Origin of the sequence: Nocardia brasiliensis NBRC 14402 (assembly GCF_000308475.2) — a bacterium.
Classification (GTDB): Bacteria; Actinomycetota; Actinomycetes; order Mycobacteriales; family Mycobacteriaceae; genus Nocardia; species Nocardia brasiliensis.
Map to the genome: position 1 here is coordinate 335,942 of NZ_BAFT02000057.1, position 24,960 is coordinate 360,901.

Annotated in this window: 28 protein-coding genes and 1 pseudogene; 16 read left to right on the plus strand and 13 right to left on the minus strand. The window is 64.0% G+C overall.

What is annotated here, in order from left to right:
- Window positions 1–808: 808 nt before the first annotated feature.
- A complete protein-coding gene (locus TY25_RS40625; RefSeq protein ID WP_052383051.1) occupies window positions 809–1,072 on the plus strand; it encodes an LGFP repeat-containing protein in 264 nt (87 codons plus the stop codon).
- Window positions 1,073–1,331: 259 nt separating this feature from the next.
- Complete coding sequence (locus tag TY25_RS18635; protein ID WP_081868950.1) at window positions 1,332–3,716, plus strand: MMPL family transporter; 2,385 nt, start codon at window positions 1,332–1,334, stop codon at window positions 3,714–3,716.
- 313 nt (window positions 3,717–4,029) lie between these two features.
- On the opposite strand, the gene TY25_RS18640 is transcribed toward TY25_RS18635, so the two are convergent.
- Window positions 4,030–4,692, minus strand: coding sequence for a carboxymuconolactone decarboxylase family protein (locus tag TY25_RS18640; protein ID WP_115347005.1), 663 nt, complete (start codon window positions 4,690–4,692; stop codon window positions 4,030–4,032).
- Between the two features lie 32 nt (window positions 4,693–4,724).
- Window positions 4,725–6,236, minus strand: coding sequence for an amidase (locus TY25_RS18645; protein ID WP_042257876.1), 1,512 nt, complete (start codon window positions 6,234–6,236; stop codon window positions 4,725–4,727).
- A gap of 116 nt (window positions 6,237–6,352) precedes the next feature.
- On the opposite strand from TY25_RS18645, the gene TY25_RS18650 reads away from it, so the two are divergent.
- A complete protein-coding gene (locus tag TY25_RS18650; protein ID WP_042257879.1) occupies window positions 6,353–6,958 on the plus strand; it encodes a TetR/AcrR family transcriptional regulator in 606 nt (201 codons plus the stop codon).
- Between the two features lie 431 nt (window positions 6,959–7,389).
- Here the strand turns inward: TY25_RS18650 and TY25_RS18655 are convergent, their stop codons facing one another.
- Together TY25_RS18655 and TY25_RS18660 are read right to left on the minus strand one after the other, a co-directional pair.
- A complete protein-coding gene (locus tag TY25_RS18655) occupies window positions 7,390–7,956 on the minus strand; it encodes an SMI1/KNR4 family protein (RefSeq protein ID WP_052383052.1) in 567 nt (188 codons plus the stop codon).
- A 68-nt stretch (window positions 7,957–8,024) separates the two neighbouring features.
- A complete protein-coding gene (locus TY25_RS18660) occupies window positions 8,025–8,231 on the minus strand; it encodes a hypothetical protein (protein WP_042257880.1) in 207 nt (68 codons plus the stop codon).
- A 360-nt stretch (window positions 8,232–8,591) separates the two neighbouring features.
- On the opposite strand from TY25_RS18660, the gene TY25_RS18665 reads away from it, so the two are divergent.
- A complete protein-coding gene (locus tag TY25_RS18665; RefSeq protein WP_146154134.1) occupies window positions 8,592–9,077 on the plus strand; it encodes a hypothetical protein in 486 nt (161 codons plus the stop codon).
- Window positions 9,078–9,316: 239 nt separating this feature from the next.
- Here the strand turns inward: TY25_RS18665 and TY25_RS18670 are convergent, their stop codons facing one another.
- Window positions 9,317–9,772, minus strand: coding sequence for a DUF4189 domain-containing protein (locus TY25_RS18670; protein ID WP_226887167.1), 456 nt, complete (start codon window positions 9,770–9,772; stop codon window positions 9,317–9,319).
- Window positions 9,773–10,323: 551 nt separating this feature from the next.
- Between TY25_RS18670 and TY25_RS18675 the strand changes: the two genes are divergently transcribed.
- Window positions 10,324–10,602 carry a hypothetical protein gene (locus TY25_RS18675; protein ID WP_146154135.1) on the plus strand — a complete coding sequence of 93 codons (279 nt, stop codon included), beginning with the start codon at window positions 10,324–10,326 and terminating at the stop codon, window positions 10,600–10,602.
- Window positions 10,603–10,720: 118 nt separating this feature from the next.
- Here TY25_RS18675 and TY25_RS18680 read toward each other — a convergent pair whose 3' ends face one another.
- The 3 genes and pseudogenes from TY25_RS18680 to TY25_RS18685 form a co-directional block, all read right to left on the minus strand.
- Complete coding sequence (locus TY25_RS18680; protein WP_042257889.1) at window positions 10,721–11,431, minus strand: GAP family protein; 711 nt, start codon at window positions 11,429–11,431, stop codon at window positions 10,721–10,723.
- Between the two features lie 157 nt (window positions 11,432–11,588).
- Window positions 11,589–11,699, minus strand: a pseudogene (locus tag TY25_RS44680) (integrase core domain-containing protein); the annotation flags it as partial.
- A gap of 72 nt (window positions 11,700–11,771) precedes the next feature.
- Complete coding sequence (locus TY25_RS18685) at window positions 11,772–12,686, minus strand: PLP-dependent cysteine synthase family protein (protein ID WP_226887168.1); 915 nt, start codon at window positions 12,684–12,686, stop codon at window positions 11,772–11,774.
- A gap of 137 nt (window positions 12,687–12,823) precedes the next feature.
- Between TY25_RS18685 and TY25_RS18690 the strand changes: the two genes are divergently transcribed.
- From TY25_RS18690 to TY25_RS18700, 3 genes are all read left to right on the plus strand, one after another.
- Window positions 12,824–13,486 (plus strand): winged helix-turn-helix transcriptional regulator, encoded by a 663-nt coding sequence (locus TY25_RS18690; protein ID WP_042257892.1) that lies wholly within the window; start codon window positions 12,824–12,826, stop codon window positions 13,484–13,486.
- Between the two features lie 261 nt (window positions 13,487–13,747).
- The gene (locus TY25_RS18695) at window positions 13,748–14,428 is read left to right on the plus strand and encodes a hypothetical protein (protein WP_052383054.1); all 681 of its coding nucleotides are present in this window, start codon (window positions 13,748–13,750) and stop codon (window positions 14,426–14,428) included.
- Window positions 14,429–14,791: 363 nt separating this feature from the next.
- On the plus strand, window positions 14,792–14,971 hold the full coding sequence (locus TY25_RS18700; RefSeq protein ID WP_146154136.1) for a hypothetical protein: 180 nt from the start codon (window positions 14,792–14,794) through the stop codon (window positions 14,969–14,971).
- Between the two features lie 397 nt (window positions 14,972–15,368).
- Here TY25_RS18700 and TY25_RS18705 read toward each other — a convergent pair whose 3' ends face one another.
- Together TY25_RS18705 and TY25_RS18710 are read right to left on the minus strand one after the other, a co-directional pair.
- Window positions 15,369–15,758, minus strand: coding sequence for an immunity 7 family protein (locus tag TY25_RS18705; RefSeq protein WP_042257895.1), 390 nt, complete (start codon window positions 15,756–15,758; stop codon window positions 15,369–15,371).
- Between the two features lie 217 nt (window positions 15,759–15,975).
- Complete coding sequence (locus tag TY25_RS18710; RefSeq protein WP_226887169.1) at window positions 15,976–16,770, minus strand: hypothetical protein; 795 nt, start codon at window positions 16,768–16,770, stop codon at window positions 15,976–15,978.
- A 466-nt stretch (window positions 16,771–17,236) separates the two neighbouring features.
- Between TY25_RS18710 and TY25_RS18715 the strand changes: the two genes are divergently transcribed.
- From TY25_RS18715 to TY25_RS18735, 5 genes are read left to right on the plus strand one after another with little or no spacing between them, the layout of a single operon-like run.
- Window positions 17,237–17,551 carry a WXG100 family type VII secretion target gene (locus tag TY25_RS18715; protein ID WP_042257899.1) on the plus strand — a complete coding sequence of 105 codons (315 nt, stop codon included), beginning with the start codon at window positions 17,237–17,239 and terminating at the stop codon, window positions 17,549–17,551.
- Window positions 17,552–17,554: 3 nt separating this feature from the next.
- Window positions 17,555–17,851: a WXG100 family type VII secretion target gene (locus TY25_RS18720; protein ID WP_042257901.1), complete on the plus strand. Its 297-nt coding sequence runs from the start codon at window positions 17,555–17,557 to the stop codon at window positions 17,849–17,851.
- Window positions 17,734–19,158 carry a WXG100-like domain-containing protein gene (locus tag TY25_RS18725; protein WP_162184211.1) on the plus strand — a complete coding sequence of 475 codons (1,425 nt, stop codon included), beginning with the start codon at window positions 17,734–17,736 and terminating at the stop codon, window positions 19,156–19,158. The genes TY25_RS18720 and TY25_RS18725 overlap by 118 nt, the downstream gene beginning before the upstream one ends.
- Window positions 19,159–19,167: 9 nt before the next feature.
- Complete coding sequence (locus TY25_RS18730; RefSeq protein WP_042257902.1) at window positions 19,168–19,644, plus strand: DUF7674 family protein; 477 nt, start codon at window positions 19,168–19,170, stop codon at window positions 19,642–19,644.
- Window positions 19,641–20,075, plus strand: coding sequence for a YbaB/EbfC family nucleoid-associated protein (locus TY25_RS18735; RefSeq protein ID WP_042257905.1), 435 nt, complete (start codon window positions 19,641–19,643; stop codon window positions 20,073–20,075). Before TY25_RS18730 ends, TY25_RS18735 begins: the two co-directional genes overlap by 4 nt.
- A 50-nt stretch (window positions 20,076–20,125) precedes the next feature.
- Here TY25_RS18735 and TY25_RS18740 read toward each other — a convergent pair whose 3' ends face one another.
- Window positions 20,126–20,413 (minus strand): TetR/AcrR family transcriptional regulator, encoded by a 288-nt coding sequence (locus TY25_RS18740; RefSeq protein WP_052383056.1) that lies wholly within the window; start codon window positions 20,411–20,413, stop codon window positions 20,126–20,128.
- A 547-nt stretch (window positions 20,414–20,960) separates the two neighbouring features.
- On the opposite strand from TY25_RS18740, the gene TY25_RS18745 reads away from it, so the two are divergent.
- Together TY25_RS18745 and rpmB are read left to right on the plus strand one after the other, a co-directional pair.
- Window positions 20,961–21,566, plus strand: coding sequence for a response regulator transcription factor (locus TY25_RS18745; protein ID WP_042257907.1), 606 nt, complete (start codon window positions 20,961–20,963; stop codon window positions 21,564–21,566).
- Window positions 21,567–21,776: 210 nt separating this feature from the next.
- The gene (gene rpmB / locus TY25_RS18750) at window positions 21,777–22,001 is read left to right on the plus strand and encodes a 50S ribosomal protein L28 (RefSeq protein ID WP_042257908.1); all 225 of its coding nucleotides are present in this window, start codon (window positions 21,777–21,779) and stop codon (window positions 21,999–22,001) included.
- Between the two features lie 489 nt (window positions 22,002–22,490).
- Here the strand turns inward: rpmB and TY25_RS18755 are convergent, their stop codons facing one another.
- Together TY25_RS18755 and TY25_RS18760 are read right to left on the minus strand one after the other, a co-directional pair.
- The gene (locus TY25_RS18755) at window positions 22,491–23,249 is read right to left on the minus strand and encodes a ZIP family metal transporter (protein ID WP_226887170.1); all 759 of its coding nucleotides are present in this window, start codon (window positions 23,247–23,249) and stop codon (window positions 22,491–22,493) included.
- 286 nt (window positions 23,250–23,535) lie between these two features.
- Window positions 23,536–23,739 carry a hypothetical protein gene (locus TY25_RS18760; RefSeq protein ID WP_042258058.1) on the minus strand — a complete coding sequence of 68 codons (204 nt, stop codon included), beginning with the start codon at window positions 23,737–23,739 and terminating at the stop codon, window positions 23,536–23,538.
- A 414-nt stretch (window positions 23,740–24,153) separates the two neighbouring features.
- On the opposite strand from TY25_RS18760, the gene TY25_RS18765 reads away from it, so the two are divergent.
- On the plus strand, window positions 24,154–24,843 hold the full coding sequence (locus TY25_RS18765) for a DUF8020 domain-containing protein (RefSeq protein ID WP_042257912.1): 690 nt from the start codon (window positions 24,154–24,156) through the stop codon (window positions 24,841–24,843).
- The last annotated feature ends 117 nt before the right edge of the window (window positions 24,844–24,960 follow it).

A 24,960-nucleotide genomic window follows, 5' to 3' on the forward strand; every position in this document is an offset into this window, starting at 1 on the left:
GGCCGGCGAGGATGGCGCGGCGTTGTCGTCGTCAACGACCCGGGGCCGCCCGCCAGTGCGGCCTTGGCGGCGCGCGGATTCCAGGCCGTCGCGGGTCTTGCGGGAGATGTCGCGGCGCCGGTCCTCGGCCAGCGCGAGTGCCAGGTCCAGGATCAGGCTGCGCTCGGTGTGCTCGCCCGTGGCGATGCCCTTGAGGATCTTTGTAGGCCATCCCGCTCGTCCATCAGGGCGGATCGGTAGGTCGTTCGGCAGGTCCACGCTGGGTTTGTAGAGGCGAGGTCCGAGTTAGATCCCCAGTTGCGATCACCTGGTGACAGCGACGGAACGGTGTGAGACTCTGATCCCACATCAGCAATGAACTGGCTATTCGATTGCGGAGGGGGCAGTTGTGAGGCGTTCATGTGTGTCTAGTCGTTGGCAGCAACGACTAGGTCATCGAATTCCGTTGCGTGCTGGGATGGCTGGCGTCGCGGTGCTTCTACTGATGGCGGGGGCGCAATCCGGGACCGCGGACCCTACCGCCAGCCCGCCGCCTCCATCATCGTCGTCAACGCCGCCGAGCAGCACACCGGCAACACCTTCGTCATCACCGGGAAAGACCCCGCTGCCGACTACCCGCGCGCCGCAACCGTCCTCGCCCACAACACCTTTACCCTCGCCGACGACGTCGGCGCCTGCAGTCACGACCACACCCCCGCCGTCGAACACCTCGCCGGCGAGCTCGGGGTGTACTCCGGGTACCCGGGTGCAGGCGCCGGAGAAGTGGGAGCCGACCAGCAATCCGCAGTCAACTGTGGTGCCAGGGCGGATGCGCTCGGACTGCCAGCAGATCCCGGACGGATTCACCAAGGCACAAGCTGATAAGGCCGAGACGATGGAGGCGGCGCTCGCGGCTCGCCCGCAGCAACGTACGGCGCGTGCCGCGGAGGGGTGCCAGGTGTATTGGCCTGCGCCGTATGAGGTGTGTGGCGCGATCCGCGACAAGTACAACGAACTGGGTGGCCCGAGCTCGTTTCTGCTGTATCCGACCTCCAACGAGCTGACCAACCCCGACGGGGTTGCACCACGATGAATGTGCGGTCTCGATCTTTCCGCTCTTGGGGGATCGTAACGGGTCGGTACGTTTGATTCGTAGTCACATCGAGCGGGGACGAGGTGAAGGGGTCCAATGATGACATCGGGTACTGGCGAACAATCGAGGGGATCGGCCCGGTGCGCAGATGAGCCGCCGATACCGCTGGCCGGTCTTCGACTGGATGTGATTCGGTTGTGCGCGTGCATGTTTGACACTCCCGTGACCGAGTGCGAGTCCAGACCGGAGGCGGCTTAGGTTGTTCACGTGGTGGGGGGATCTGGTTTATCGGCTGCGGTTCGGGGTCATCGGTGTCGCGGTAGCGGGGCTGTTGGCGTTGGGTGCATACGGATTCGGGTTGGAGGATCATCTGGCCTCCGGTGGTCTGTTCGACCCCGGATCGGAGTCCTCGCAAGCCGGGCGACTAGCCGATGAGGCGTTCGGTCGCAACCATGACGTCGACGTGGCGCTGCTTTTTACCGCGCCGGAGGGTAAGACGGTCGATGATCCGGAGTTCGCCGGCACGGTCACCGATCATCTCAATAGCCTGCCGCGCGACTATCCCGACCAGATCACTGGGATCAACGCCGCGTATTGGCGGACCGAGACCGGCAAGGCCAGCGGCTCGGTCGCGGCGACCAAGGACCGCAGGCATGCGATCGCGTTGATCGCCATTCGCGGCGATACCGACACCGAGATGGTGCGCAACTATCGCAAGGTGAAAGACGTCTTCGCTATCCCTGGTGTCGAGGTGCAGGTCAGCGGGATACAAGCGATCGCAGGAACTTTGAACGATCGGATGTCCGACGATATCCGCCGGATGGAAGTCATCGCGCTGCCTGCGGTGGGGTTGTTGCTGTTCTTCATCTTCGGCGGGATCGTCGCCGCAGCCTTGCCCTTGACCATCGGCGTCCTGACGATGATCGGCTCGATGGGCATCATGCGGATCTTCACCAACTTCACCGAGGTCAACTCCTTCGTATCCTCGGTCGTGACGCTGATCGGGCTGGGTCTCGCGATCGACTACGGGCTGTTCATCGTGAGCAGATTCCGCGAAGAGATCGCCGAAGGCTATGACACGAGCGCAGCGGTCCGCCGCTCGGTGATGACCGCGGGCCGCACCGTGGTGTTCTCGGCGACGATGATCATCGCCAGCCTCGGCGGCATGCTGCTGTTCCCCCAGGGCTTCCTCAAATCCATGGCCTACGGCGCTATCACCACAGTGACACTGGCCGCGCTCACCGCAATCACCGTGCTGCCCGCGATCCTCGCTGTCCTCGGTAAACGAGTAGACGCATTGGGGCTCAAACGGTTCCGCAGGACCAAGACCGCCGAGGAGATCGAGAACAGCTTCTGGGGCCGTATGACGGTCTGGGTGATGAAGCACCCGATAAAGATCACCATCTCGATCTGCATCGCACTGGTTCTGCTGATCCTGCCGGTGCAGAATCTGCTCTTCGGTGGGCTCAGCGAAAAGTATCTGCCCCCTGACGATGAGGTCCGCCAGGCCAAAGAACAGATCGATACCTACTTCCCGATGCGCAGATCCGACCCGCTCGAGCTCGTCTTCGTCTCCGGTGACAGCAACGCGGTGGGGGCAGCGTGGAAACAAGCCAACCAAGCGCCCGGGCTCACCACCCCCTTCGAAGTACCGTCACGCGCCAACGATCGACCTGAGGTCTACCGCACCAAAGCAAGCGTGGTCGACATCAACGACGCAGGCAAGACGATCGACTACCTACGGTCCCTCGAACTGCCGGACGGGGTGAGGATGCTGGTCGGAGGGCTGCCCGCGATGCAGAAAGACAGCATCGATGCCCTGCTGGTTCGCATACCGTTCATGGTGGTGCTCGTCCTATTCGTCACCACCCTGTTGATGTTCCTGACTTTCGGCTCCCTGGTGCTCCCTATCAAGGCTGCTTTGATGAGCGCGCTCGGATTGGGTTCGACGCTGGGCATTTTGACCTGGATCTTCATCGACGGGCACGGCGCAGGACTGCTCAACTTCACCCCGCAACCGATCATGGCACCAGTACTGGTACTGATCATCGCGATCATCTACGGCTTGTCCACCGACTACGAGGTCTTCCTGCTGTCGAGAATGGTCGAAGCACGAGCACAAGGCGCTTCCACCACCGAGGCGGTGCGCATCGGGACCGCCCATACCGGGCGCATCATCACCGCAGCCGCGCTGATCCTGCTCGTCGTGACCGGTGCGTTCGCATTCTCCGATCTGGTGATGATGCAGTACATGGCCTACGGCATGATCGCCGCACTGTTCATCGACGCCACCATCCTGCGCATGCTGCTCGTGCCGGCCACGATGAAGCTGCTCGGCGACGACTGCTGGTGGGCACCTCCCTGGCTGAAGAAGATCCAACAGAAGATCGGCCTCGGTGAACCCATCCTCGAACACGAACATCCCGGCGGCGAAGTCGTCGACCTGGTCGAAACCACCCCCATCACCGATCCAGTCACCGAACAACTCACCACAGTCGGCGACGTGCGACCAACGATGAGTAAACCGATCTCCCACAACTCTCTACCGAGGATCGGACAACCTCGTGGGCACCGACTCCCGCGGCCACCTCGAACCTTTCACACCGACGACTCCGAAGCACCCACTCGCCCGATCGGCAAATGACCCCCGGACACCGGCAGGCCTGCGGCGCTGCGGCACAACATCTTTCGTCGCGAAAAGTGCGCCAGATCCTGAAACCACCGGCACCACACCTGTTGCGATCTGCTGCGGGACTGCCTCGACTAGTGGTGGTCGAGGCGTCGGGACTGTTGTCCGTGTATTCGTATAGTGGCCGAGGTCGGCGGCGTCGCTCACATCGGGCTTCTTCGACCGAAACCCGGCACTCGACCTCGCAGCGCCGATCCGATGAACCCGATGCGGGCCGAGGCGGGTGGATGCAGGGCGGCGGCGCGGGTGTATGACCATAGCCGTCAACTCATGCTGCCGCGCTCATGCGAATCGCCGTGGTGGCTTCCCGCGCTGCCTGGCACACCGACTTGCCCCGCATCCGTGCGGTGCGTAGGCCTGGAGCGATCGATCCCAGGATGTACGCGCTGCCGATGATGAGTTCGTCGAATAGCCTGCTGCCGGGGACTTTTCGGCCTTGACGGCGGCGGATGAGGGCCTCGAGGGTGTTGCCTGCCAGATTCGACAACGTAGTCGTGCGGATAACGGTGTCCAGGTCGCGGCGTTGCTGATCGGTGAACCGGGTCGCCAGGGTTCGTTCGAGATGCTCGCCCGCGGTGCCGAGCCCGGCCTCGGCGCGACTCTGCGCCCACATGACGGCGATCGCGTGGTCTTCGTCGATGGTGTCGGGATCCATGCCCGCGAACTCGGCCAGTTCACGGATTCCGGTTCCGGCGGCCAGGGCGGTCTCTTGATGAATGTAGGTGCAGAAGGCGCAGGCGTTGGCTGTGGACACTGCCAGCATCACCTCTTCACACAACTGTGGGTCCAGGCGTTGCTCGCCGAAGATCGCGCGTGCGTCGGCGCGGCGGCTGAGCAGAACCCGTACGTCGGCGAGGAGTCGAGGCAGGGTGTAGAAGCGTTTGCGGAATACCGCCGGGCCCGGCGTGAGCTGTTTGTTCGACGAAGACATCCGATTCTCCTTGTGCTGGTTGCTCGGTGATGTCACCTGGCAGATGCTGCGGGTGTGTCGAGTACGGGCTCCGGCGGTTCGAGATGCGCCCAGGGACTTGCGATTTCCAGTTGGGCGGCGAGTTGCAGGAGTAGGTATTCGCTACCGGGGCCGCCGATGAGTTGGGTGCCGAGCGGGAGCCCGTCGGGGGTGCGGTAGAGGGGGACGTTCATGGCGGGCCGGCCGGTGATATTGGCCAACTGGGTGAACGGGACGACCGCGAGGTTGGCGATCACGTGGTCGCGGAAGATCTTGTTGTGGGTGATCGGGCGGCCGGCGCCGACTGTCAGCAGTGGGGCGGCGATGAGCTTGAGCGCTGGCGGGGTCTCGAGTTGGCCGATCCGTGGTGCGGGTTCGGCGACGGTGGGGGTGAGGAGCAGGTCGTATTTCTCGTGGAAATCGGCGAGGGCTCGGGTGTAGTCGTTCCAGCGTTCGTAGGCGGCGACCAGCTCGTGGGCCGGGGTGGTTCGCCCGGCGGCGGCCAATACGCGTGTGTCGAAGGCGAAGTCTCGTTCGGCCGCGCCGGTGCGCCGGCGAATCTGGGCGACATCGGCGGCGACGTGTGCGCTCCAGATCGTGGTGAAGTCGGCCGCCAGCGCTCGGCCGTCGAATTCGGGTGCCGTGTAGTCGATGTGGTGCCCCAGTGATTCCAGCAGGGCTGCGGTGTGTTCGGTCGCGCGTACCGCTTCGCTGTGCACCGTGGTGCCGATCGGGGATTCGGATGCGACGCCGATGCGCAGTCGGCGGGGTGGTTCGGTCACCGCGTCGGCGAAGACACAGCCGGGGCCGTCGTGGCGGTACCGGGCACCGGGATCCGGTCCGGCGAGAATGTCGAGCATGGCGGCGGTGTCGCGGACGCTGCGGGACAGGACTCCCTCGGTCGCGAGGCCGTGCAGGTAATCGCCTCCCTTGGTACCGCACGGCAGCAGCCCGCGGCCGGGTTTGAGCCCGAACAGTCCGGTCCAGGCGGCCGGGATCCGGATCGAGCCGCCGCCGTCGTTGCCGCCTGCTACGGGCACGATGCCCGCGGCTACCGCGGTGGCCGAGCCACCCGACGAGCCGCCGGGAGAGCGGTGCAGGTCCCACGGGTTGCGGGTGGCGCCGTAGGCCGAGGTCTCGGTGACGGGCTTGATCCCTAGCTCGGGAACGGTGGTCTTGCCGAAGATCACCAGTCCGGCCTCGATCCAGCGGCGCACCATGATGCTGTGGTTGCCGGCCGGAAATTTCTGTAGCGCGCGGGTTCCCGAAGCCGTCGGATAGCCGGCGTAATCCTGCGACAAATCTTTGATGAGGAACGGGACCCCGGCGAAAGCGCCCTCGATCGGATTCGCCGCGGTAGCACGGCCGACCTCGGCCATGAGCAGGCTCACCGCGTTCAGGGCCGGGTCGACCTGTTCACAGCGGGCGAGTGCGGCCGCGAGTAGATCCGTGGGGTGGAGCTGTTTGTCGGCGACGAGGTGCGCGAGGCCGATCGCGTCGTGGGCTCGATATTCGTCGTACCGCATAGGCGCTCCTAGAGCGTGATCAGCAGGTAGCTCGACGATAGCAGGTCCAGTCGGTTACGCAACCGACCGGTCCGCCTATCCGGGAATCGGCGGTTGACCAGCTACGATGACTGGCGATGAGCGAACCTCGAATCGACGGCCGCAAGCTCCGCTACCAGCATCGTCGTCCCGAGTTGCTGACTGCGGCGACGGAGTATGTGCTCGACCACGGTGTCGCAGATCTGTCGTTGCGCCCGCTGGCGACCGCGCTTGGGGTCAGTCATGGGACGCTGATCCGGCACTTTCAGACGAAAGAGGCGCTCATCGCCGAAGTGCTGGGCTGCATTCGGGCGGATTTCGAAACGCGCTTGCTCTCAGTGGAACTGAGCGGCGATGCGTCGGGAATCGAGGTGCTGCGCGGGATCTGGCGCCGCCTGTGCCAGCCGCGGGAGATGCGGCAATTCCGGGTGCTGTTCGAATTGGCTGCCGCCGTGGGCTATTCGGACACTCGCGACACCACCTTGCCCGAGACGCTGATCACGAACTGGATCACGCTCATCGCGCAACCCCTGATCCGTTTCGGATGTCCCCCCGAAATCGCGCCTGAACTTGCGACATTCGTGCTGGCCCAGATTCGCGGGTTACAGATCGACCTGATGACCACCGGCGACCGCGACCGGGCGGACGGAGCCTTCGAGTTGATGCTCGCCCTGATCGAACACGCACGCGTCGACTTGATCTGACCCACGCCCGGTAACGATCGGCTTAACGGCGGTGGACCGTTCGTGACGTCTGCCTCAAAGACCTTGACCGGGGTTGCCGGCGTTTCGACGAATCCCCACCCGCAGAACGCGAACTGCTCGCCAAGCAATGCGAGAACGCGTTCCAATCCTGCTGGTCGGGTTCTCCGAATGGCAACGCGACGATCCGTCACGATGACTGCTGACAAACCCGGCCGTGTGGCGGGCCGGTTGGGTACTGCCGTACCGGAATCAGACTGGTGCAGTGAGGTCGCGATTCGCGGTGCTGGGGGCACCGAGCAGATGCTCACCGTGTGTGTCTGCAGCGCTCCGTTGTCGTTTCTGGGTTCGCGCGGGTAAGCGATAGCGGCTCGGTCGGCCAAGGCACTTCGTGGGCGTGTACTCCACCGTCGCGCGCATGCCGGTGCGCGGCCTCAACGTTGTTCCCTTTCCAGCCTGTGCAGGTAGCGCAGCGAACGGCCTCGCATATCGGTGCTGAGGGGGTAGAGGTCGTGCTCGTCGAGGATCAGCCTGCGGAGGAATTCGACCATGTTGCAGGGGAAGAGGGTGAAGCTTGTGTCGGTGTGCCGCCCGCAGACCAGAACCGGCCACCGGTCGGGGTCGGGGTCGGTCGTCAGCCAGCACAGGATATCGGGACCCGATGTGACACCCCAGGCGAGAATGTCCTGCGGGTCGATGTCGAGGCCATCCTGGCCGCCCAGCATTTCCCAAGTGTCACGGGCGTTCTCGGTCTCGGCCTCGAATGTTTGATCGTCCAGAAATCGGCTCTTCTTGGGCAAAGGCATGAGGATAGCCAGACCGGCGAACTCGTCGGCAGTGACGAGCTCGCCGGCGCCATAGACGGACATGAACGCCATATAGTCACCTGGGAACCGTGTGCCCCATCGCAACTCAGCGGCAGACCAGTCGATCTCCTCGTCCGCACCTAGACCTCGCGGCAGGATTTTTGTGAGTGCGACGATGTCCTTCTGGTCTTCCACGGCAATCCGTTCGTCGAAACAGTGTTGGGTGCCAGGTGAGCTCGCGTACGACGGCCGCGTGGCAGGTGCTACTTGCCCTTGGAGCCGCTGGCGGACAGCGATTCCAGCAGACAACTCCAGTGCGCCGCGCCACCGGGGCAGCCGGGGGAGGCCACCTGATCCGCCTGCTCGGTGGACTGCAGCGGCAGTCCGGCGGCGGAGGCCGGGATCGCGGTCGCCAAGGGTGCCATCAGGAGTACACCGGCGAGCAGACCGATACGAAGCTTGGTGCGCATCACAATTCCTTTTCGGCGGCCGGGGAGGGGATCGGCCAGCGCAGCGAAGCTACCGAGACGACCGTTCCGCCCGACAGACCTCGAAATGCCTGCCCCCGAAAGCGGGGGCGGCACAGCGGCTTACGCCGCTACGCGGCACGGGCCGGTCGCCTTCTGCGGACTCGACCATCGCGGCCGGAAGCCGGGCGGATCGCGTCCGACAGGCACCGCCCGAAACGCCCCGCGCGGCTGCCGTGGAACCACTGCGGTCTTCCGGGTAGGAATACTCATGATCCGCACCTCGATCCGATGAACACTCAACACCGCGAGTCGAAATCCGAGAGGGCTGCGGTGATGGATCGAATGAGAAGGTGGGTCGTCGTGACCACGGTCGCGATCCCGGTGATCCAGGCGGTGGACATCCTTGCCCGGTTCCTGACAGGGCGCGGCTGGATATTCGCCTTCGTCTTCGTCCTCGGCGCCCCGGTGTGGCTGCTGAACTTCGGCCTGCTGGCCTGGATGGCACGCGGAATGCTCTCCCCCACAAGTACTTTCGCCGAAGCGAGGCAATTCACCCGAGTCGGCATCTTGCTGCTGCTGTGGGCGTACGCTCTGGGCTTGACGCTCTTCTGCTGGTTCGCCGGAGACGGCGACGCATTCCGCAGCTGGCAGTCTCCGGCCGGCCGCCTACTCGGCGTGGACGACTCCGGCCGCCATTCCCCGCAATACTTGCAGTACGCCCATGGGTTCGGCATGGTCGGCCTGGCCCTCGGCTTCCTCGCTCTGTCCGGCGCCGTGTCCGTCTACACAACGATCGGTGGCCGAGTCCCCGCGCCGAAACCAGCCCGTCCAGCGCCGACCGAGTAGACCGCAGGCACCGGCTCAGGCCAAGCGTGCGCCGACGCGGCAGTGGGTTGCCGGTGTGAGACGCGTGCCGCGCTGTTCGAACCGGTCAGGAGTAGCCCTGGTCCGGGCGTGCACTTTCGGCTGATCCCAGGGGGTTTCCCCTCGTTAGAGCGAATAGTGCACGCCCAGGCCGGATCACACCACAACAGCATCTCAGCGTACGAGTATCCGCTCTTGCCGAGGACCGTACTGGAACCAGATCACGGCTGGGTGCAGGCATGTTCGCGATTGAACGCGCCGACGCTTCCGGTGCCGGTGGGCAGGTTGCGGGTGGCGTCTGCGAATGCCTCACCCGGCGTCGCCCCCTTACCGAAGCCCACGATCGGGAACCCCGCGACGATCGAGAGCGGACTCGTCACGACTGCACCACAGCCGTTCGCGAACGTCACCATCATCCGGCAGTCGATGATGCCTTGACCCTTGCACGCACGGTCGGCGGCTCGGATGGCGTCGGCTTCGGTCGGGTGGTTGACCGAAAACGCGTAGACGTTGCCCCACACACTGAGGGAACCGGCGCCCCAGTTGACCGGGTCGGCGGCGGCGGGCGGCGCCGCAAAAACGACGGCGGCACTCACCGAAAGCGCTGCGGCCGCAAAGAATTTGCTGAACATGTGGCGTGCTTCCTCTGCGCGCCGACCAGGGTGCGGCGATCGCATGGAAGATACCGCAGCACATGCACGCGAGATCGCCCCAAGTCTTGGGGGCACAGCAAAAACCGTCCCGGACTGCGGTATTCGTGACGGCTCTGCCGAAACCGATCTAGTCGCTTTGCCGAACACACTCGTCTACCGAGTTGCGACGCGGGTGGTGCCGGGCTATCAGAATTACGCTCGGGACGGAGTCCTCGGTCCACCGCTGCCCGTGAAGGTGCCATAGAGCAAGCGGTCAGCCATCAAAGCTGATGACTGTTGGGGTGCGTTCGACTACCTTTGCTCGTCAATGGACCACCGACCGCAGCCTTCTCGTCGTCAGACAGCAGCTGACAAGAAGACCTGCATATTTTGTGACATGCCCGGTCGACTGACCGAGGAGCACGTCTTTGGTGATTGGCTACGTAAGCTCGGTTTCAAGAAAAACCTGGGACACACGCTGACCGAAGCATCCTGTAATGCTGGTTACGGATCGGCGCCGCTGCCCAGGCTGACTCCCACTGAGTGAAGTACATTCGCTGTGGATCTTGCGGCGGGTCAACGCGGGTGGGTGTTTGATGGTGGTCAAGATGTTCGGCGCTCTCGGACTGTTCAGCGGGATGATTGCCGTAGCGACGTTTCAGCTTTGGTGGATGCTGTCGCGTCCGCGGGTAGAAGTCGAAGTCGGTGCGGACTTCTATGGCTCGTCTCAGTCGTCGGGTGTCGTCACCGATGTCTACTACCCGGTTGTCGGCAGTTGGCTGTATTTACTGTTGCTCGCTGCGCCGTTGGCTCTCGGGATCGCGATCGGAACTGCCTTGACACGCGCTGGCTGGAGTTTGTCTCGAGAGAGATGAGCCGGGGAAGGGGCTCGTGGATGCGATCCTGTCCGTCGAAGGCGAAGTAGCACCGAAATGCCGAATTGAGGATATCTGGCCGGGAGTTCTCGCTTCCTTGTTCGAGGGGAAGGCCAGATCATGTCGGAGCAACGACCAGGGCGATCGCGGCATTGAGAATGATGCCGATACCGATACCGCCCACGGTCCATCCGAGAGCTTTGGCGCTGTTGCGGCTCAGCCATTCGTTGATTCGTTGCAGGAATGGATCGACCCGCTGGTGCAGGGCGAAACGGGCCAGGGCTAAGGCGATGGCGGGCAGGGTCATGACGATGCAGTAGCCGGCCAGCGTGATACCGATCAGGTGCCAGGCGAGATCGGCGTTGGCGAGCAGGCCGACCGCGGCGAGGTAGGGCAGCATGGTGGCGACTTCCAGCGCGGCCGCGACGAGCGCGAGTTTCATGAGGCTTCCCGCACTGCCGGTGCCCGACATCGTCCTGGACCGCCAGAGTTGGATGTTGCCGGGACGGCCGGCGCGCTGTGCGGCCCTGGCCTCGAGCCGATAGCTCAGCGCGATGACGAGTGCGCCGAGGACCAGCTGCCCGATCCGAAGCGGCACTGGCGGAATGTCGATGCTACCCACCGCCTCCAGCGCCGCGTCCGCGCCGAGCACCAGCAGGATTCCGACACCGAGGTAGAACGTCGCGACCGTTGCGAGGTAGACCGCGATTCGCCCGGCCCGCAGCCGTCCTGGAGCCAATAGCAACCAGATCGGGATGAGCAGCGTGCCGAAACTGGTGCTGTCGACAAGCGCCAGTGCGACCAACGCCGCAACAAGGGTGACAGTCATCGGTTCCTCTCGGTTCGACTTCTGTCCCATCGTCGTGGAGCCGACCTTGTGTCCCCGTCCTCCTAAAGGACGAGCGGGGGTCGCATATCAACTGCAGTTCACCCGTGGTCACCGTTCGAGGCATTCGGGCAGTCGGCTCGCACAACTGAGTGCACGCTCATGCCGCATATCGTGTGGTCTCAGCCAGATTGATCGTCGAGATAGGCGATCTTGGAGTCCGGTCTCCGAGCGCTTGATGAGGTCGAAGGGTGTTGTAGTCCCGAAGAACCGCTCGATCACCCCGTTGGTCTGCGGGGAACGTGCCCCGGCGCGGACGTGCCGCAGCGCTGGGTCGAGTGTTTCAGGGTCGGCTCGCCCGGAACACAGTGGTGCTCAGGTATTTCAGGCCGGAGTCCACAGCGATGGTGGCGTCGGGACCGAGTCGACGGCCGAGTTCGATCGCCGCGACAATGTTTGCGCCGGAGGACGTTCCGGTGAAAAGCGCTTCTTCCTTCGCGAGTCGCCGTGCCATGGCTTCGGCCTCAGCGGTTGGCACGGGGCTGATCTCATCAGGGAGGTCGGGATCCCACATCGGGGGTTCATAACCGATGCCGATGCCTTCGATGAGATGCGCGCCGGGGTTCCCGCCGGAGAGCACCGCCGATTCGGCCGGCTCGACCGCGACCACCTGCAGGCGCGGATTGTGTTGTCGCAGCGGTGTGGTCGCCCCGCGCAGCGATGCTGCGGTGCCGACTGCTTGGACGAAGCCGTCGACGCGGCCAGCCGTTTGTTCCCAAATCTCTTCGCCCAAGGAGTGATAACCAGCGATGCTGGCCGTGTTGGTGAGCTGATCGGTCCAGTGGGTATCGGGTCGGCGGCCGAATTCGGCTGCGGTATCGATCATTTCGTGGATCAGCTGCTTGGTGATCTGTCCGTTCGCACTCGGAATCAGGGTGAGTTCGGCATCCAGCGCGGCCATCTGGATCAGCTTGTCCTCGCTGAACACTGCCGAACTGACGATCCGCAGCCGGTATCCGCGCACCGCGCAGACCAGGGCCAGCGCGGCACCGGTACTGCCGCCGGTGTATTCGACGACGGTGCCGCCAGGCTGTAGCCGGCCATCGGCCTCGGCAGCGGCAATCATGGCCTGTGCCATCCGGTCTTTCATGCTGCCGGTCGGGTTGTGTCCTTCGACCTTCACCAGAATGGTCGCGCAGTCCGCGGGCACCACCCGCTGCAGTCGCACAAGCGGTGTGCGGCCGATCGCCGTCAGCACACTGGAGCCGATTTCCATGGATTACTCGCCCTTCCCGAGGCGTACACCGACGTTGTCGATCATCGGCGCATCGCCGCGGCGCCGGAAGTTCAATTCTTGAACCGTGCACGCCGCCATGCGGCACGTACGCTGCGGGTATGGGTGGTTACGGACAGTTCTGCGCCGTGGCGCGGGCACTGGATGTGCTCGGTGAGCGTTGGACGCTGTTGATCGTTCGTGAACTGCTGCTCGGCGCGTCGAGCTTCGGTGACCTGTCCCGAGGGCTGCCGCGGATTCCCCGGGCAACCCTGTCGGCGCGGCTGCGGACGCTGCGCGCCGCCGGAGTCGTCGAGGGTTATCGCCTCACCGACGCCGGCGCCGCGCTCGCCCCGGTGGTCCGCGAGTTGGCCAGATGGGCGATCACGACCGACAGCGCCGCCTTGACCGAGGACGATCTCGACACCGCCGCCCTCACCTGGGACATGCGCCGACGCGTCGATACCGCCGCGCTGCCCGACCGCCGAGTCGTGGTCGCCATCGAATTCACCGACAGACCGGCCTCCGACCGCAGGTTCTGGCTACATCTGGATCGGGCCGGCGTGGACCTGTGCCGAGACGACACCGGCGCGCCTATCGACATCTGGCTCACCACACCCACCCGAGCGACAACCGAATGGTGGCTCGGGAATCTCTCCTGGTCGCAACTGCTTCGACAGCCCGGAGTCCAGGTGCACGGTGACCTGGCACTGCAACGTCAGATACCGCGCTGGTTCACCCGCTATGTATTCACCCCCGATTCCCTCGGAGCAAACTCGACCTGAGGTGTCATGACATCGAGGTGATTTCGCGCGAGGCGGTTGTTGGTGAACTCGTGCTTCGGATCACCGTCGGTCCACCGTGTCAGGCGGTCTCAGTCGAGCGTCTCGGCCGCCGATGTGCACAGCTATCACGCGATTCATGGAAGGCTTGCAGCGGCTCACGACGCTGGAGGATGGCCTGTCTACTCGGGAGGGGCATGCACTGTCGGTATGTGCGGCTAGTCTCCCGAATCGAGGGCTGTCTTGCTTATCGATTGGAGCATTGTGGGATTCACGACTGTCGACCTGCCGGACCCACAGCTGCTGTGGGATGACTGGGCGGTCTGCGCGGCTGTCGATAGTGCAGCTCGCGACGGAAGCTCGGTAGAGGTAAAGGAGCTGAGGGCGCGGTACCGGTTCGCCCACTATGACGACGGCGGCGGTAACTGGGCGGAACTGGTGCTGCTGCCGGAAAACCGAGCGGTGTTGTGCGGGCGTGACCTCGAGTTCTCCCGGACTTACTTTCGCGAAAGCATGGACGGTGTCGAGGAGATCGATGTGCTCGCAGGGGTGCCGGACTGGTGGCGGAGCGTGATCGATGATCTCGACAACGACCCGGCAAGTTGGGCACCGGTCATATCCTTCACCTACGGGTTCGATGGAAGCCATTGGCGTCGTGTTGATTACGATGTCGACGACGGGTTCGCCGGGGCGATGCCGGATGTTGGGGATTTTGTCCGAGAAATCCTTATGGATGCCGCACAGAGCGTCCTCGACGAGGATGACGAGGGACTCGAACCCGACCGGGCGGCTCTCGAGGATTTCGAGCCCGATGACGCAGCCCTCGAGGCTTTGTGGACGGCTGGCCGTCATTTGACTGCCGGGCACCTGCGCGCCGCTTTCGGTCCAGTTGCCGCGCACTGTGATGTCGACCGCGGTGTGCGCGCAGCTGCTGAGTTTCGGTGACGCGGCGGACCGTTCGAGGGCGGCCTTTCAGTCGCTGGAGCACCTGATGTCGAGCTGAGAGCGGGACCGCGCGCTCATGCCGCATATCGCGCTTACTCGGCAGTGAGCACCCTCAGGGATCCGTTGCCGAACTAGCCCGAACGTCGGCCGATGCGCCCAGCGAAATCCAGATCCTTTCAGGTCGATGGCGGTTCGCGGGTCGGGGCGATCATTCATCACCGAACGCCGAGGCTGCCGCGAAAGCAGTGGTCTTGTGCAGGGTATCGAGTCGATCTGTGCCGCGCCGGCGCGCTCGGTGAAACATCGGCCACCGGAGGGTCGATGTCGACCAGCGTGGAGATCAATCACGCGCCTGGCTACGCTATGCACTCTGATCATGCCCCTGCCGTCGCTTTGCTCATCGGAATCCTCGTCCTCACCATCCTCGTAATGGTGACGCTCTGGTGGCGCGGCAAGTCTTGGCTTGTGGTGGTGCTCGGTGGGGTAGCTGCGGTGATCGTCGGCTACGTCGCGGGTATGGCGGCGATCTTTCTGCTGTGGTGAAGACGTGGTGTCGATCGCTCAATGGCCATTGGCGTGAGGCTCGGTCGGAGGTTTTCGGTTGGCGGACCGAGTCGTCCTCCCAGCAGCAGGATCTCGTTGGCCCGGATCGCGTAGTGGAGAATGGCTGCGTGAGTGGCACGCGAACTCCTCACACCCGGTCGTGGGGTCGATCGGTCGCTTCGTAAAGAGGAAGACCTCTCGGAATCGACCTCCATCAACCGATTCGGCAACGCTGCTCGGCGGGCGGGAGGCCTCTCCTGGCTCGCCATCAACTACCCGGCTCCGGCCCGACAACCACCCGTTCACCAACGTCCGCGCAAGAGAACTCCTTCGCTCAATGGCCACGGGGCATCGAAGGAAATCGAACCCTCGAGTTGCAGGTAACGGCGCGCCAGATTTATTCGTCTTGGTTCTCGATCAGTGGAACGCAGGGAGACAGCAGGGTGTCGTTCCGCGTTGATGTTTGCCCGCGGCACATGACAAAAATCTGGAACTCGTTGTAGAGTTTCGGGTCTTCATCATTTCTCAGCCAAAGGGTGCCGAAAGATCCTGGCGCTATGCTGCCGATTTCTTTGAAGCCGTCCAGTACGCTCCAGTGCGGGTGGTTCGTGTATCCAGCGAAATGAAGTTGAATTTTCCCATTGACGCGCCGGAGGTCGACGAGACCGCTACCGGTATCGAAGGCGTCGAGTCGAGCTTCCACGTCCTGGTATGTCGATTCGATTTGGGCGTGGTTGTCGTCCTCGACGTCGTATTGAACGGTGAGCCAGCCGTGGTACTCGAACACTCGACCTCCTGGTCGCTGGTCAGAACGGCGTAGTGTCGATGACAACCTCGACACCGTACCGTGCTGAGTTGCTTCGAATCGGCATTGGATGAGATCAGCTGTCGTGCAGTAGAAATCATTAGGTGAGGTCCGCGCCGGCACGGCAGTTCATTGCGTTCGCCAACCTCGAGTCGTTCCCGGTCGAGCAGGACGTGACCGGCCAGGCCGAAGAGGACAGTTATCCCCGCAAAACCCAGCCCTGCGCGACGTCGCCCAAGTTCCACCACGAGACATAGTGCGCATCTTGCGATTCCAGCTCCCAGCCCTCCGTCAGTCGGTCGAAGAAGGCATCATCACCAGTCTTGCCGCCCTTCGGCTCGCCTATAAATACCAAGCGAGTTCCGCCGCGGCGCTCGAACTCCCGCAAGGCCGTCGACGCCATCGAATCACCCCACCCCGGCGGCCAGCACAGGAACAACACCGACTCACCCTCGAGTGCTGAATCGAACTCCGCTGAACCACCAACCGGATGCCACACATCCAACTGCCCAGCCGCGCCAGGAAACGACACGTTCGACGTGCTGTCCGGCGGTTCCACATCGAAAGCCGCCACATCGACGCCACCGGCAGCCAGCTGTCCCGCCCAGTAGCCCCGCCCGGCACCCAGCTCCAGCACCTTCCGACCGCCACTGAACTGCCCGATCCACTCGATCGTCGCCGGCGACGGCACCGCATACGCGTACGCGGCCTGTAAGATCGTCTGCGCGAAAGCCAAACGGGCACTGCCCTTCTCCCGTCCGCCGTTCACCACCTGACGCTCAGCGTCCTCGGAAATGGAAGGCGCAACGATGTCCCAGTACGGATTTCTCGACGCCGACGGGCCGCCTGTCATGTAGTGCACGAGCCTCAGGTCGAACGCCGCATCCGCAGTCGGGTCGCCTGTCCCCGCCAACATCGGTGCCGTCTCCAAGTACTCCGAAACTTTCGGATACTCCCGCCGCAACCGCTGCTCGTCGTCCAGCAGCGCGGTCAACTCCGTACGTCGCTCAGTCGTCAGTGAGAGCCCAGTCATGCCTTAGATTTTCGCCCTCTGTGGAACTTGGCGCGCTCGGTGGGAAATCCTGCCAGGCACAAGGCTTGTGGTTCCTGCCCAACATATGACGGTGGCGGGCAAACACGAATGTCCGCACCGCGGATGCGGCTACCATCTCAAAGCCCTGGGCGCAGTCCTTCCCGGATCCGTTGTTCGTTGGATCGACCGGGATGTAGCTGTTGCCGGGCTTCGACGTCGAGGGAAGCTTCCCTCCAGTCCGATCTCGGGGTCGAGCGATATCCCACGCATGAGCCAACGAATTCGCTCGTGCCCCCTGTGCCATCAATCGGCTGGGTCGACAGGCGGGTAGACCCGCAAGGCGCGACACCTATCTAAGCCGCGCTGACCTTCACGCGTCTTATAGTTACGCAATACACCGGTTGACTGCGCGGTGAGGGGAGACTGCATGTCGGATGAGCTTCAGGTGGAGCCGGATCGGCTCCGTGGTGTGGCGCGAGTCATCATGGAGAAGGCGCAAACAATCCGGGACGGGGTGGCCCGGCTCGACACAACGGTCGGTAAGGAACTACTGGTCGATGGTTGGCAGGGCAGGGCTGCTTCGGCCTACGACGAATCGTGGGTGGAGTGGAAGCAAGGCGCCGACGACATCGTCTCGGCTCTCGAAAGTGCGGCGGCGAATCTGGTCGACGCCGCGCACCGATACGAAACGCGTGACCGGGACAACCGTGACGCGATCACTCGTGCAGGCGAGCAGGTGTAGCCGATGGTGGACGACTACAGCTACCGGGTGAATCTGGCGCAGCTCGACGAAGCGGTCACGGCAATGGCGAAATTCGGTGCCGATGTCGAAGGATGGCTGCGGGAAGTCGATCAACTCGTCGCTGAACTGCATCTGTCCTGGTCGAGTCAGGCGGCACAGGCGCAGCGCGTTGCCCACGACCGGTGGCTGGCGGGTGCGGCGGAGATGCGAGAGAATCTCGACGAACTGCGCGACGTCGCACGCAAAGCGCACACCAACTACACCGGCGCTGTGCAAACCAATGCCGAGATGTGGCCATGAGCCCTCCGGCAAGTTTCCCGATCATCGTCTGTCGCGGCGAGGACTACCGATCGGCCAGCGAAGGCATGGGATTCATTCGCGACGACGCCAGCGAAGTACACAGTGCGCTGCTGACCACGTTGGCCGGGTACGGCGGCATGGGCGGCAGCGATACTGCCGGCGAGCAGTGGGCCAAGTCTTATGACGAGGCTGTCGATGCCGCGTTGCAGACCTCGTCGAAGCTGGTGTCGACCTGCGCCCGCACCAGCGATCTGATCGCGGCCGGTGCTCACAACCACGCTGTGGCCGAAGCGGCGGCCAACGGTGTCGAGCCGCCCCCGACACCCGCTGTCGGGTTCGATCCATGCCTGGCGATCCGGGTCCCCTCGGCGGGTGGCGGTGGCGGGCCGGAGCCGTTCGGCTGGTCATTGATCAAATCGGTTTCGGGTCTGGTGTGGCCGAACGGCCACCAAGACCAACTGCGCGCGGCCAAAGATGTCTGGTACGCCGCGGCGGAGGCATTGGACACCGCCACCGGCCGGTTCCCCAATACGGTCGGCTTGCTGGAGAACCAGCAGTCGGCCGAGATCCCCGCCGCGGTCGCCGCCTGCAGCGAGACTTCCTACAACTTCATGGAGCTGCAGGCGGCGTACCGCGAGATCGGTGATTCGTGCGCGGACTATGCCCAGCACCTCGACGACGCGCACAGCGAGATCCTCGATGAGCTGAAGAAGATGCTCATCGAGACCGCTGCGGTGGAAGCGGGCATGGCCGTTCTGGTTCCGTTCACCGGCGGACTGTCCGAACTCGGCAACGGCGCGGTCATCGCTCGCATCGGCGTCTATGCCGCCCGTATCGGCCGGATCATCGACCGTCTCGTGACCAAGGTCGCCGCCATCGCCAGCCGTATCGGATCGGCGGTCACCGGCAAGCTGAAACCGATATTGACCAAGCTGGGGGAATGGCTGGAGAAGGCCAAAACCAAGTGGTGGAGGTCCGATTCCGGTGGAGGGCTGCCTGAACTGCCGCCCAAACCAGCTGCAGTCAAACCGACCGTGAACGACCGAAAGCTGCAGAACTTCCTCGACGACCTCTACAAGGGGGCGAACAACCCGGACCGGGTGGGCGATGGCACCACAGCGGATGCCGTCCGCAACGAGTTCCGAAACTTGGTTCCCACCGAAGGCAAATGGCATCTGCAGAAGGCGATGGAAGTGCAACGAGGACTCGCGAACTGGTTGATGAACAAGGCGAACACCGACCCTGCGGATCGGGCTGTCGCGATCCGGGAACTGACGAACCTCATGGACGCATTGGCGGGAAAGTGATGGCTAATCATGGATGACCGGACCGACAAAGAAATACTGGACATGCTCTACACGTGGACGAGGACATTGGTGCCTGCGCAAGCTCGCTTTATCGACGAGCTTGCTGCTCTGGAACCCGAGATCCAGCCACTTATCGCCGAGCACATCCGTGACAATGACGAGCTTCTCCCGACCGTACTGATGGGCGATATCGCGCGCTGGGTAGGGCAGGTCGTGCGTGACAGCCCCAATCCGCGATCGCGCCTGGCGCCGTTCTTCGCACGACTCGAAGCGGCTTGGGAGGACAATGGAGGTCCGGTATCGGAACTGATCGCGGTGTCGTTCGTCGAAAACGTCTACGACAATCCCGCGATCGTCCAGCTCCTAGGACCAAACCTCGCCCACTACCACCGCGTGTACACAGGCCAGGAGAAGCCTCGCAACGACCAACGTCGACCGGTACCCGAGATCGTGCAGCAGATACGCAAGAAGTTGGGTTGGTCATGACGGATCTGCAGAAATGGGAACAGCAACTGCGGCAAGAACTCGCCGAGATTCGCCGCAGCGCAGACAAACTCGCGACGTCCGCCGCTAGGGTTGTCGGACGCGGTGCAGTCCGCGGCATCACTGTCGAGGTCAACGCCCAGGGCGACATCACTGACTTGCAGATCGCGCCCGCTGCGATGCGTTGGACCAGCACTCAACTTGCCGCCGCTCTGCTCGACTGCCACCAGCAGGCGCGAGCCGACGTCAAGGCGGCAACCGAAAAGATCACCCGGACAGCCGATCCTCGCCTCCGCGGCCCACTCCAGGAATTACTGGGTACGGCGGAGACTACGTCCGAAGAACCCAAGCGGTCGATGTCCGAGGAGGAGATCCAGGCCGCCGATGATGCCTACTTCGAGCGGATCAATCAAGGTTGGGCGAATGAGCGCTGATCGCAACGGGTTAGCCCTGGGCGATCAAACTGCTTCGGGTCGAACCTGATTCATCGCAGCAGGCATCGCAAGAGCTGTGTTCTGATTCGGTCTCGGGTGGGTGGAAAGTCTGACGCGATGCCGCGCAATGTCATGCCTTGGGCGGCGTCGGTGAGCAGTTCGGCGGGGCCGGTGTAGTAGGTGTACATTGCGCGGGTGGCCGCGGTGAAGCGGTTCGCGATCGAGCGCAGTGCCTGTCGGCGGATGGCGGCCACATATAGCTCGAGCTGGACGGTGGTCACGGATCGTTCGGTGGTGAAGCAGCCCGCCAGCGCCTCGGCGGTCTGGTCGTGGCTCACGCCCCCGAAAATGAGCTTGTCGTGAGGTACGAATATACCTAGCCTGATGACAGCAGGACTATGCGTGGGCGGCCCATTCGGCCCGGACGCAATAGTTCTGCGAAGTTCTACGGGACGCGTGGCGCGTTTCGTACCGATCGAGTTCCGAGGTGATGACTTATCCCCCAGGCCGAGTAGCCGCTTGTTCCGGCACTGACCCCGTGAGCCGCTCATGTGTGCTCCGGTCGTGTCGTGGACGGCTTTTCCAGTTGGCCTGGGCTTTGTCGTACCTTTCCACTCCTGTGCGCAGTTGCGTACGTGGCCCCGGCCTGTCCGAGTCGCCATACCCAACTGTCAGAACAGGAGGTTTTCCGTGTCCGCGGAGACTCGACACCGCTCGCGGTTTTATCGGCGCGGCGGGCCATGCTCGTCGCGCTCGTCGTGCTGACCGCTGAGCTGCCTCGTCGGCAGATGCGAGGCTGACGTCGTCGCACTCGGCGTGACGACGTGGCGCGCGAAACATCAACACACTCAACCTGTTCGGCGCTCTTCGAAGAGGAACGAATCAATGATTCGAGTGCTGATCGCCGGGAGCCTTCGGCTGCCCCGGGAAGCGCTGGCCACCATCCTGGCCGGCGAGTCCGGCGTGGAGGTGGTCGCGCAGGTGTCGCTGGGCGCCGATGTGGTGCCCAGTGCCCTGCGCGCCCGCCCGAACCTGGCCCTGCTGGATGCGAATCTCGCCGGGGTGGACGGGATTTCCGCCGCAACACAATTGAAAGCGGCGCTGCCCGACTGCCGCGTCGTCATCGTGATGGCACCGCATCGGCCCGACCTGCTCCGTTCCGCATTGGACGCGCGGGTGGAGGGGCTGCTCAGCACCGGCGCTTCGATCGCTGCGTTGACCGATACCGTGCGCCGGGTGGCGCACGGTGAATCGGTGCTGGAACCGCAGGCGGTCGCGGCGGCTTTGCGCGGCCCTGCCAACCCGCTGAGCACCCGGGACATCGACATCCTTCGCTTGATCTCCCAGGGGCACAGGCCCGACGAAATCGCTGCGGCACTGCATCTTTCGGCGGGCACGGTGCGCAACAACCTGGCCGCCATCAACCGCAAGCTGGGTACCCGCAACCGCATCGAGACCCTGCGCACCGCAGCCCGCCACGGATGGATCTGAACATCGTGCAACCTGCACGCTCCGCCGTGCGATCTGCACCGATCGCATCAGGCCAGAGGGTGTGATTCCCGCAGGTCAATGGCCAGGGCCTCGGCAACAAGGCGGTCAAAACGCTTCGCAGTGTTCGCGATTGCTCGCCGACACTGTCCATCAACCGAAACGAGATCCCACCGGCGGCGCGAGAATCGCTGTCGGAGAACAGGAGAGAGCATGTCAGCCCAGTGCGACGTCTGCGGCAAGAAGCCGAGCTTCGGCAAGAAGGTGGCGCGCGCGGGACGGCGAGCCCAACAGCGCTACGTCAAGGGCCGCACGAGCCGCCGCTTCAACCCCAACATCCAGCCCGTGCGCGCGGTGCAGGACGGCACGCCCGTGCGGTTGAAGGTGTGCACCTCCTGCATCAAGAAGGGCGCGGTACGCCGGCGCGTCAGCGCGTGACCAGCACTGCGGCCCAGCTGGTCTCGCAGATCAAGAGCTGGCGAAGGTTGTGGCCGAGCGGCTTCGCTGTTCTGCCACACCGCCGTCGCGACGAGTTCCCTTGCCACGACTGCGGATTGCCGACCGCGCCATGCGACGGGCCCGACGAGTGGTACACCGTGCACGACGCCGTCTGGCAGGCCGGCGCGCTGGGTGCAGAAAGCATCGCGTGTATCGGCTGCCTCGAATCACGACTGGGGCGCCGACTCCACCCCGCCGACTTCCTGACCGCGCCACTCAACGACCCCGACTACGGAAACCACAGTCCGCGGCTACGCAACCGCCTGCGACCGTCGCAGACCACAGCTCACGAAAGCACTCAATGACTCCGACGCAGTTCATATTTCGCGAAGCCACCCTGGACGGCAAAGGTTTCTTGGCGGTTGTGCAAGCCATTTCGGGTACACATGAAACCGTTCACGGAGCCCGCTGCTCCAAATGCGGGCAGCGTCAATGCCCGAGATGAGACAGCGCGAACGCGGTCAGGAATCCGGCCACGGTGATGGGTCCGATCCACAGCTGTGCGTCCTCGAAGGCCTCGGGAATCATCGTGTCGGCGATCATGGTCAGGATGGCGCCGCCGGCGAGGGCGGTGATCGCGGCCAGGAGTGCGGGTGGTGCCCCGCCGAGCAGTCCGTAGCCGAGCATGGCCGCGACTGCGCTGACGAGTGCGATCGCTCCCCAGAGCCCGAAGACGTAGGTGCGGCCGCGTCGAGCACGGCGCATTCCGGAGGCGCTCGAAAGTCCTTCGGGGACATTGCTGATGAATACCGCGGCGACAGTGACGGCGCTGACCGTGCCACCGCCGAGCAGACTGGTCCCGATCACGATCGACTCGGGAATCCCGTCGAGTAAAGCGCCCAAGGCGATCGCGGTACCGGAACCGGCCTGGTCGGTTTCCGACGGTTGCTGGCCACCCGAGCGCTTGCGATGCCGCGCGCCGCGGGCCGCCAGGACGAGGTTCGCGCCGGTATAGATGACTGCGCCGCTCACGGCACCAAGGGCGGTGGGCACCATGCCGCCCTGGTCGTGGGCTTCGGCGATCAATTCGAACGACACCGCCGAGAGCAGCACGCCGCTGCCGAAAGCCATGATCGCGGCGACCATGCGGGTGGGGATGCGGCCGAGGTAGCCAACGACCGCTCCGATCAACAGAGCTGAGCCGGCCAGCAGCCCCCACCCACCCGCTTCCAGCACACCAGCTGACACCGCAACTCCTCACCGACCACCTCGCTCGAACAACTGCTCCCGGATTTCCCTTCGGACCGCAGACCAATCAGACAGTTCGGGCGCGTTCGTTCGAACACACCTGCGCCGCAGAGAGATAGAGCACAGAAGCGGGCGAAATTCCGCAGTCAGCGTGATACGTCGAGCATCCCGAGCCGGGATGCCGGCGACTGCGCTGACAAATCGGCTCCGATCAACCGCCACGCCCGAAAACAGGTGTTGCCACCGCCCAGCCCGGTTCCAAGGAGCCAACTCGGTACTGAATGGATCAGCCGTTTTCGGTGACGGTGGTGTCTGGATGCCGTCTACTTGTCTCCGGCTCGACGAAGTTCCCCGTGATCGCCGAACGATCCCGGCGGTTACTGCCTTCGTGCGGTTCGTTCTCACCCAGGGTTGTCCTGGGATTCTCGGCCGCGGTCTCCTCGGTGACGTATTCGCCCGTCTCTGCTGAGCGATAGTTCTTGTCAGCCACGACATCCTCCTTGAATCCACGCACAACTCCCGACGGAATCGTGCAGCACTCCTCGCATACCGCAGAACACGCCGGCGAAACCATTCCCCGGCACTGCAGTGGGCATGTGGTCCGGTGGGCCGGGGTCTTCGGATTTCAGCTGCAAGTACTCGTTGTGCGTGGCTCAAGGTGCATGATTCGCGTCGGGTGCGGGGCGGGCTTGTGGGGGGCCTTCGACCACGCTCATAGCGGCCCATTCGACGGGCCGTGCCCCGGAAAGTAGGGGGCCGCGAGAGGGCTCAAACGTGGCGCTCGTCACATTTTTCGGTTTTGTGCGGATCGTCGGATATGAATAACTCGTTCGATCTAGATCAACGCTTCGATTCGACTGGGGGACAGGGCGTTCCGTGGTGATCGGGGGCGGGAGAGAAATACATGTTCTATAAGAGTGTCACGCGCGCGGGTCGCCAGGTTCTTGCCGCTGCGGTCCTGCCCTTCGCGGTAGTGGCTACGCTCGCCAGCGCGGGTACCGCGTCGGCGACCGACTACACCGCGCAGCAGACGCGGTGGGCCGACAGCCTGACGGCGACCGGCAACGAGCAGGGTGTCGAGTTCAAGACCACGACGGCCCCTGACCTCAAGTCCATCTCCACCGAGCTGAACAGCGGCAAGTTCACCTTGACCGCGGATTCGTCGGCGGTGAACGTGGAATCCGCGTCGGGTGCGAAGGTCACCGAGTTCCCGATGACGATGAAGACGGCTGCGGGCAACACGATTTCGCTGGCGCCGCAGATCTCCCCGGACGGGAAGACCCTGGTCGTCACCCCGCAGGTGACCAAGGAGGTCGAGGGTGAGGTGAAGACGGTCGCCGCCGGCGACCTGAAGCCCATCGCGACCAACCCGGATGCGCAGAACCACGACCCGGTTGCCAACGGTCTCGCGGCCGGCGCGCTCACCGGTCTCGGCATCGCCGCGATCTTGTGCATTCCCGCCATCATCGTCTTCGTCATCGGCTACTTCGCCTGCATCGTTGCCAGCGGCATCAGCTACGTGGTGTTCGCCGCGGTGATCGGCGCGATCCTCGGTGCCGTCGCACCGGCCGTGATCCCGCAGGTGCTGCCCTGATAATCGGCGATTCGCAGTGAAGGCCGCCGCCGCCCTCGAGTCGGCGACCTGACACTCGCCCCACCCGGACGCCGGGTCGATTCCGCTCCCCAGCGGTTTCGACCCGGCGTCCGGCGT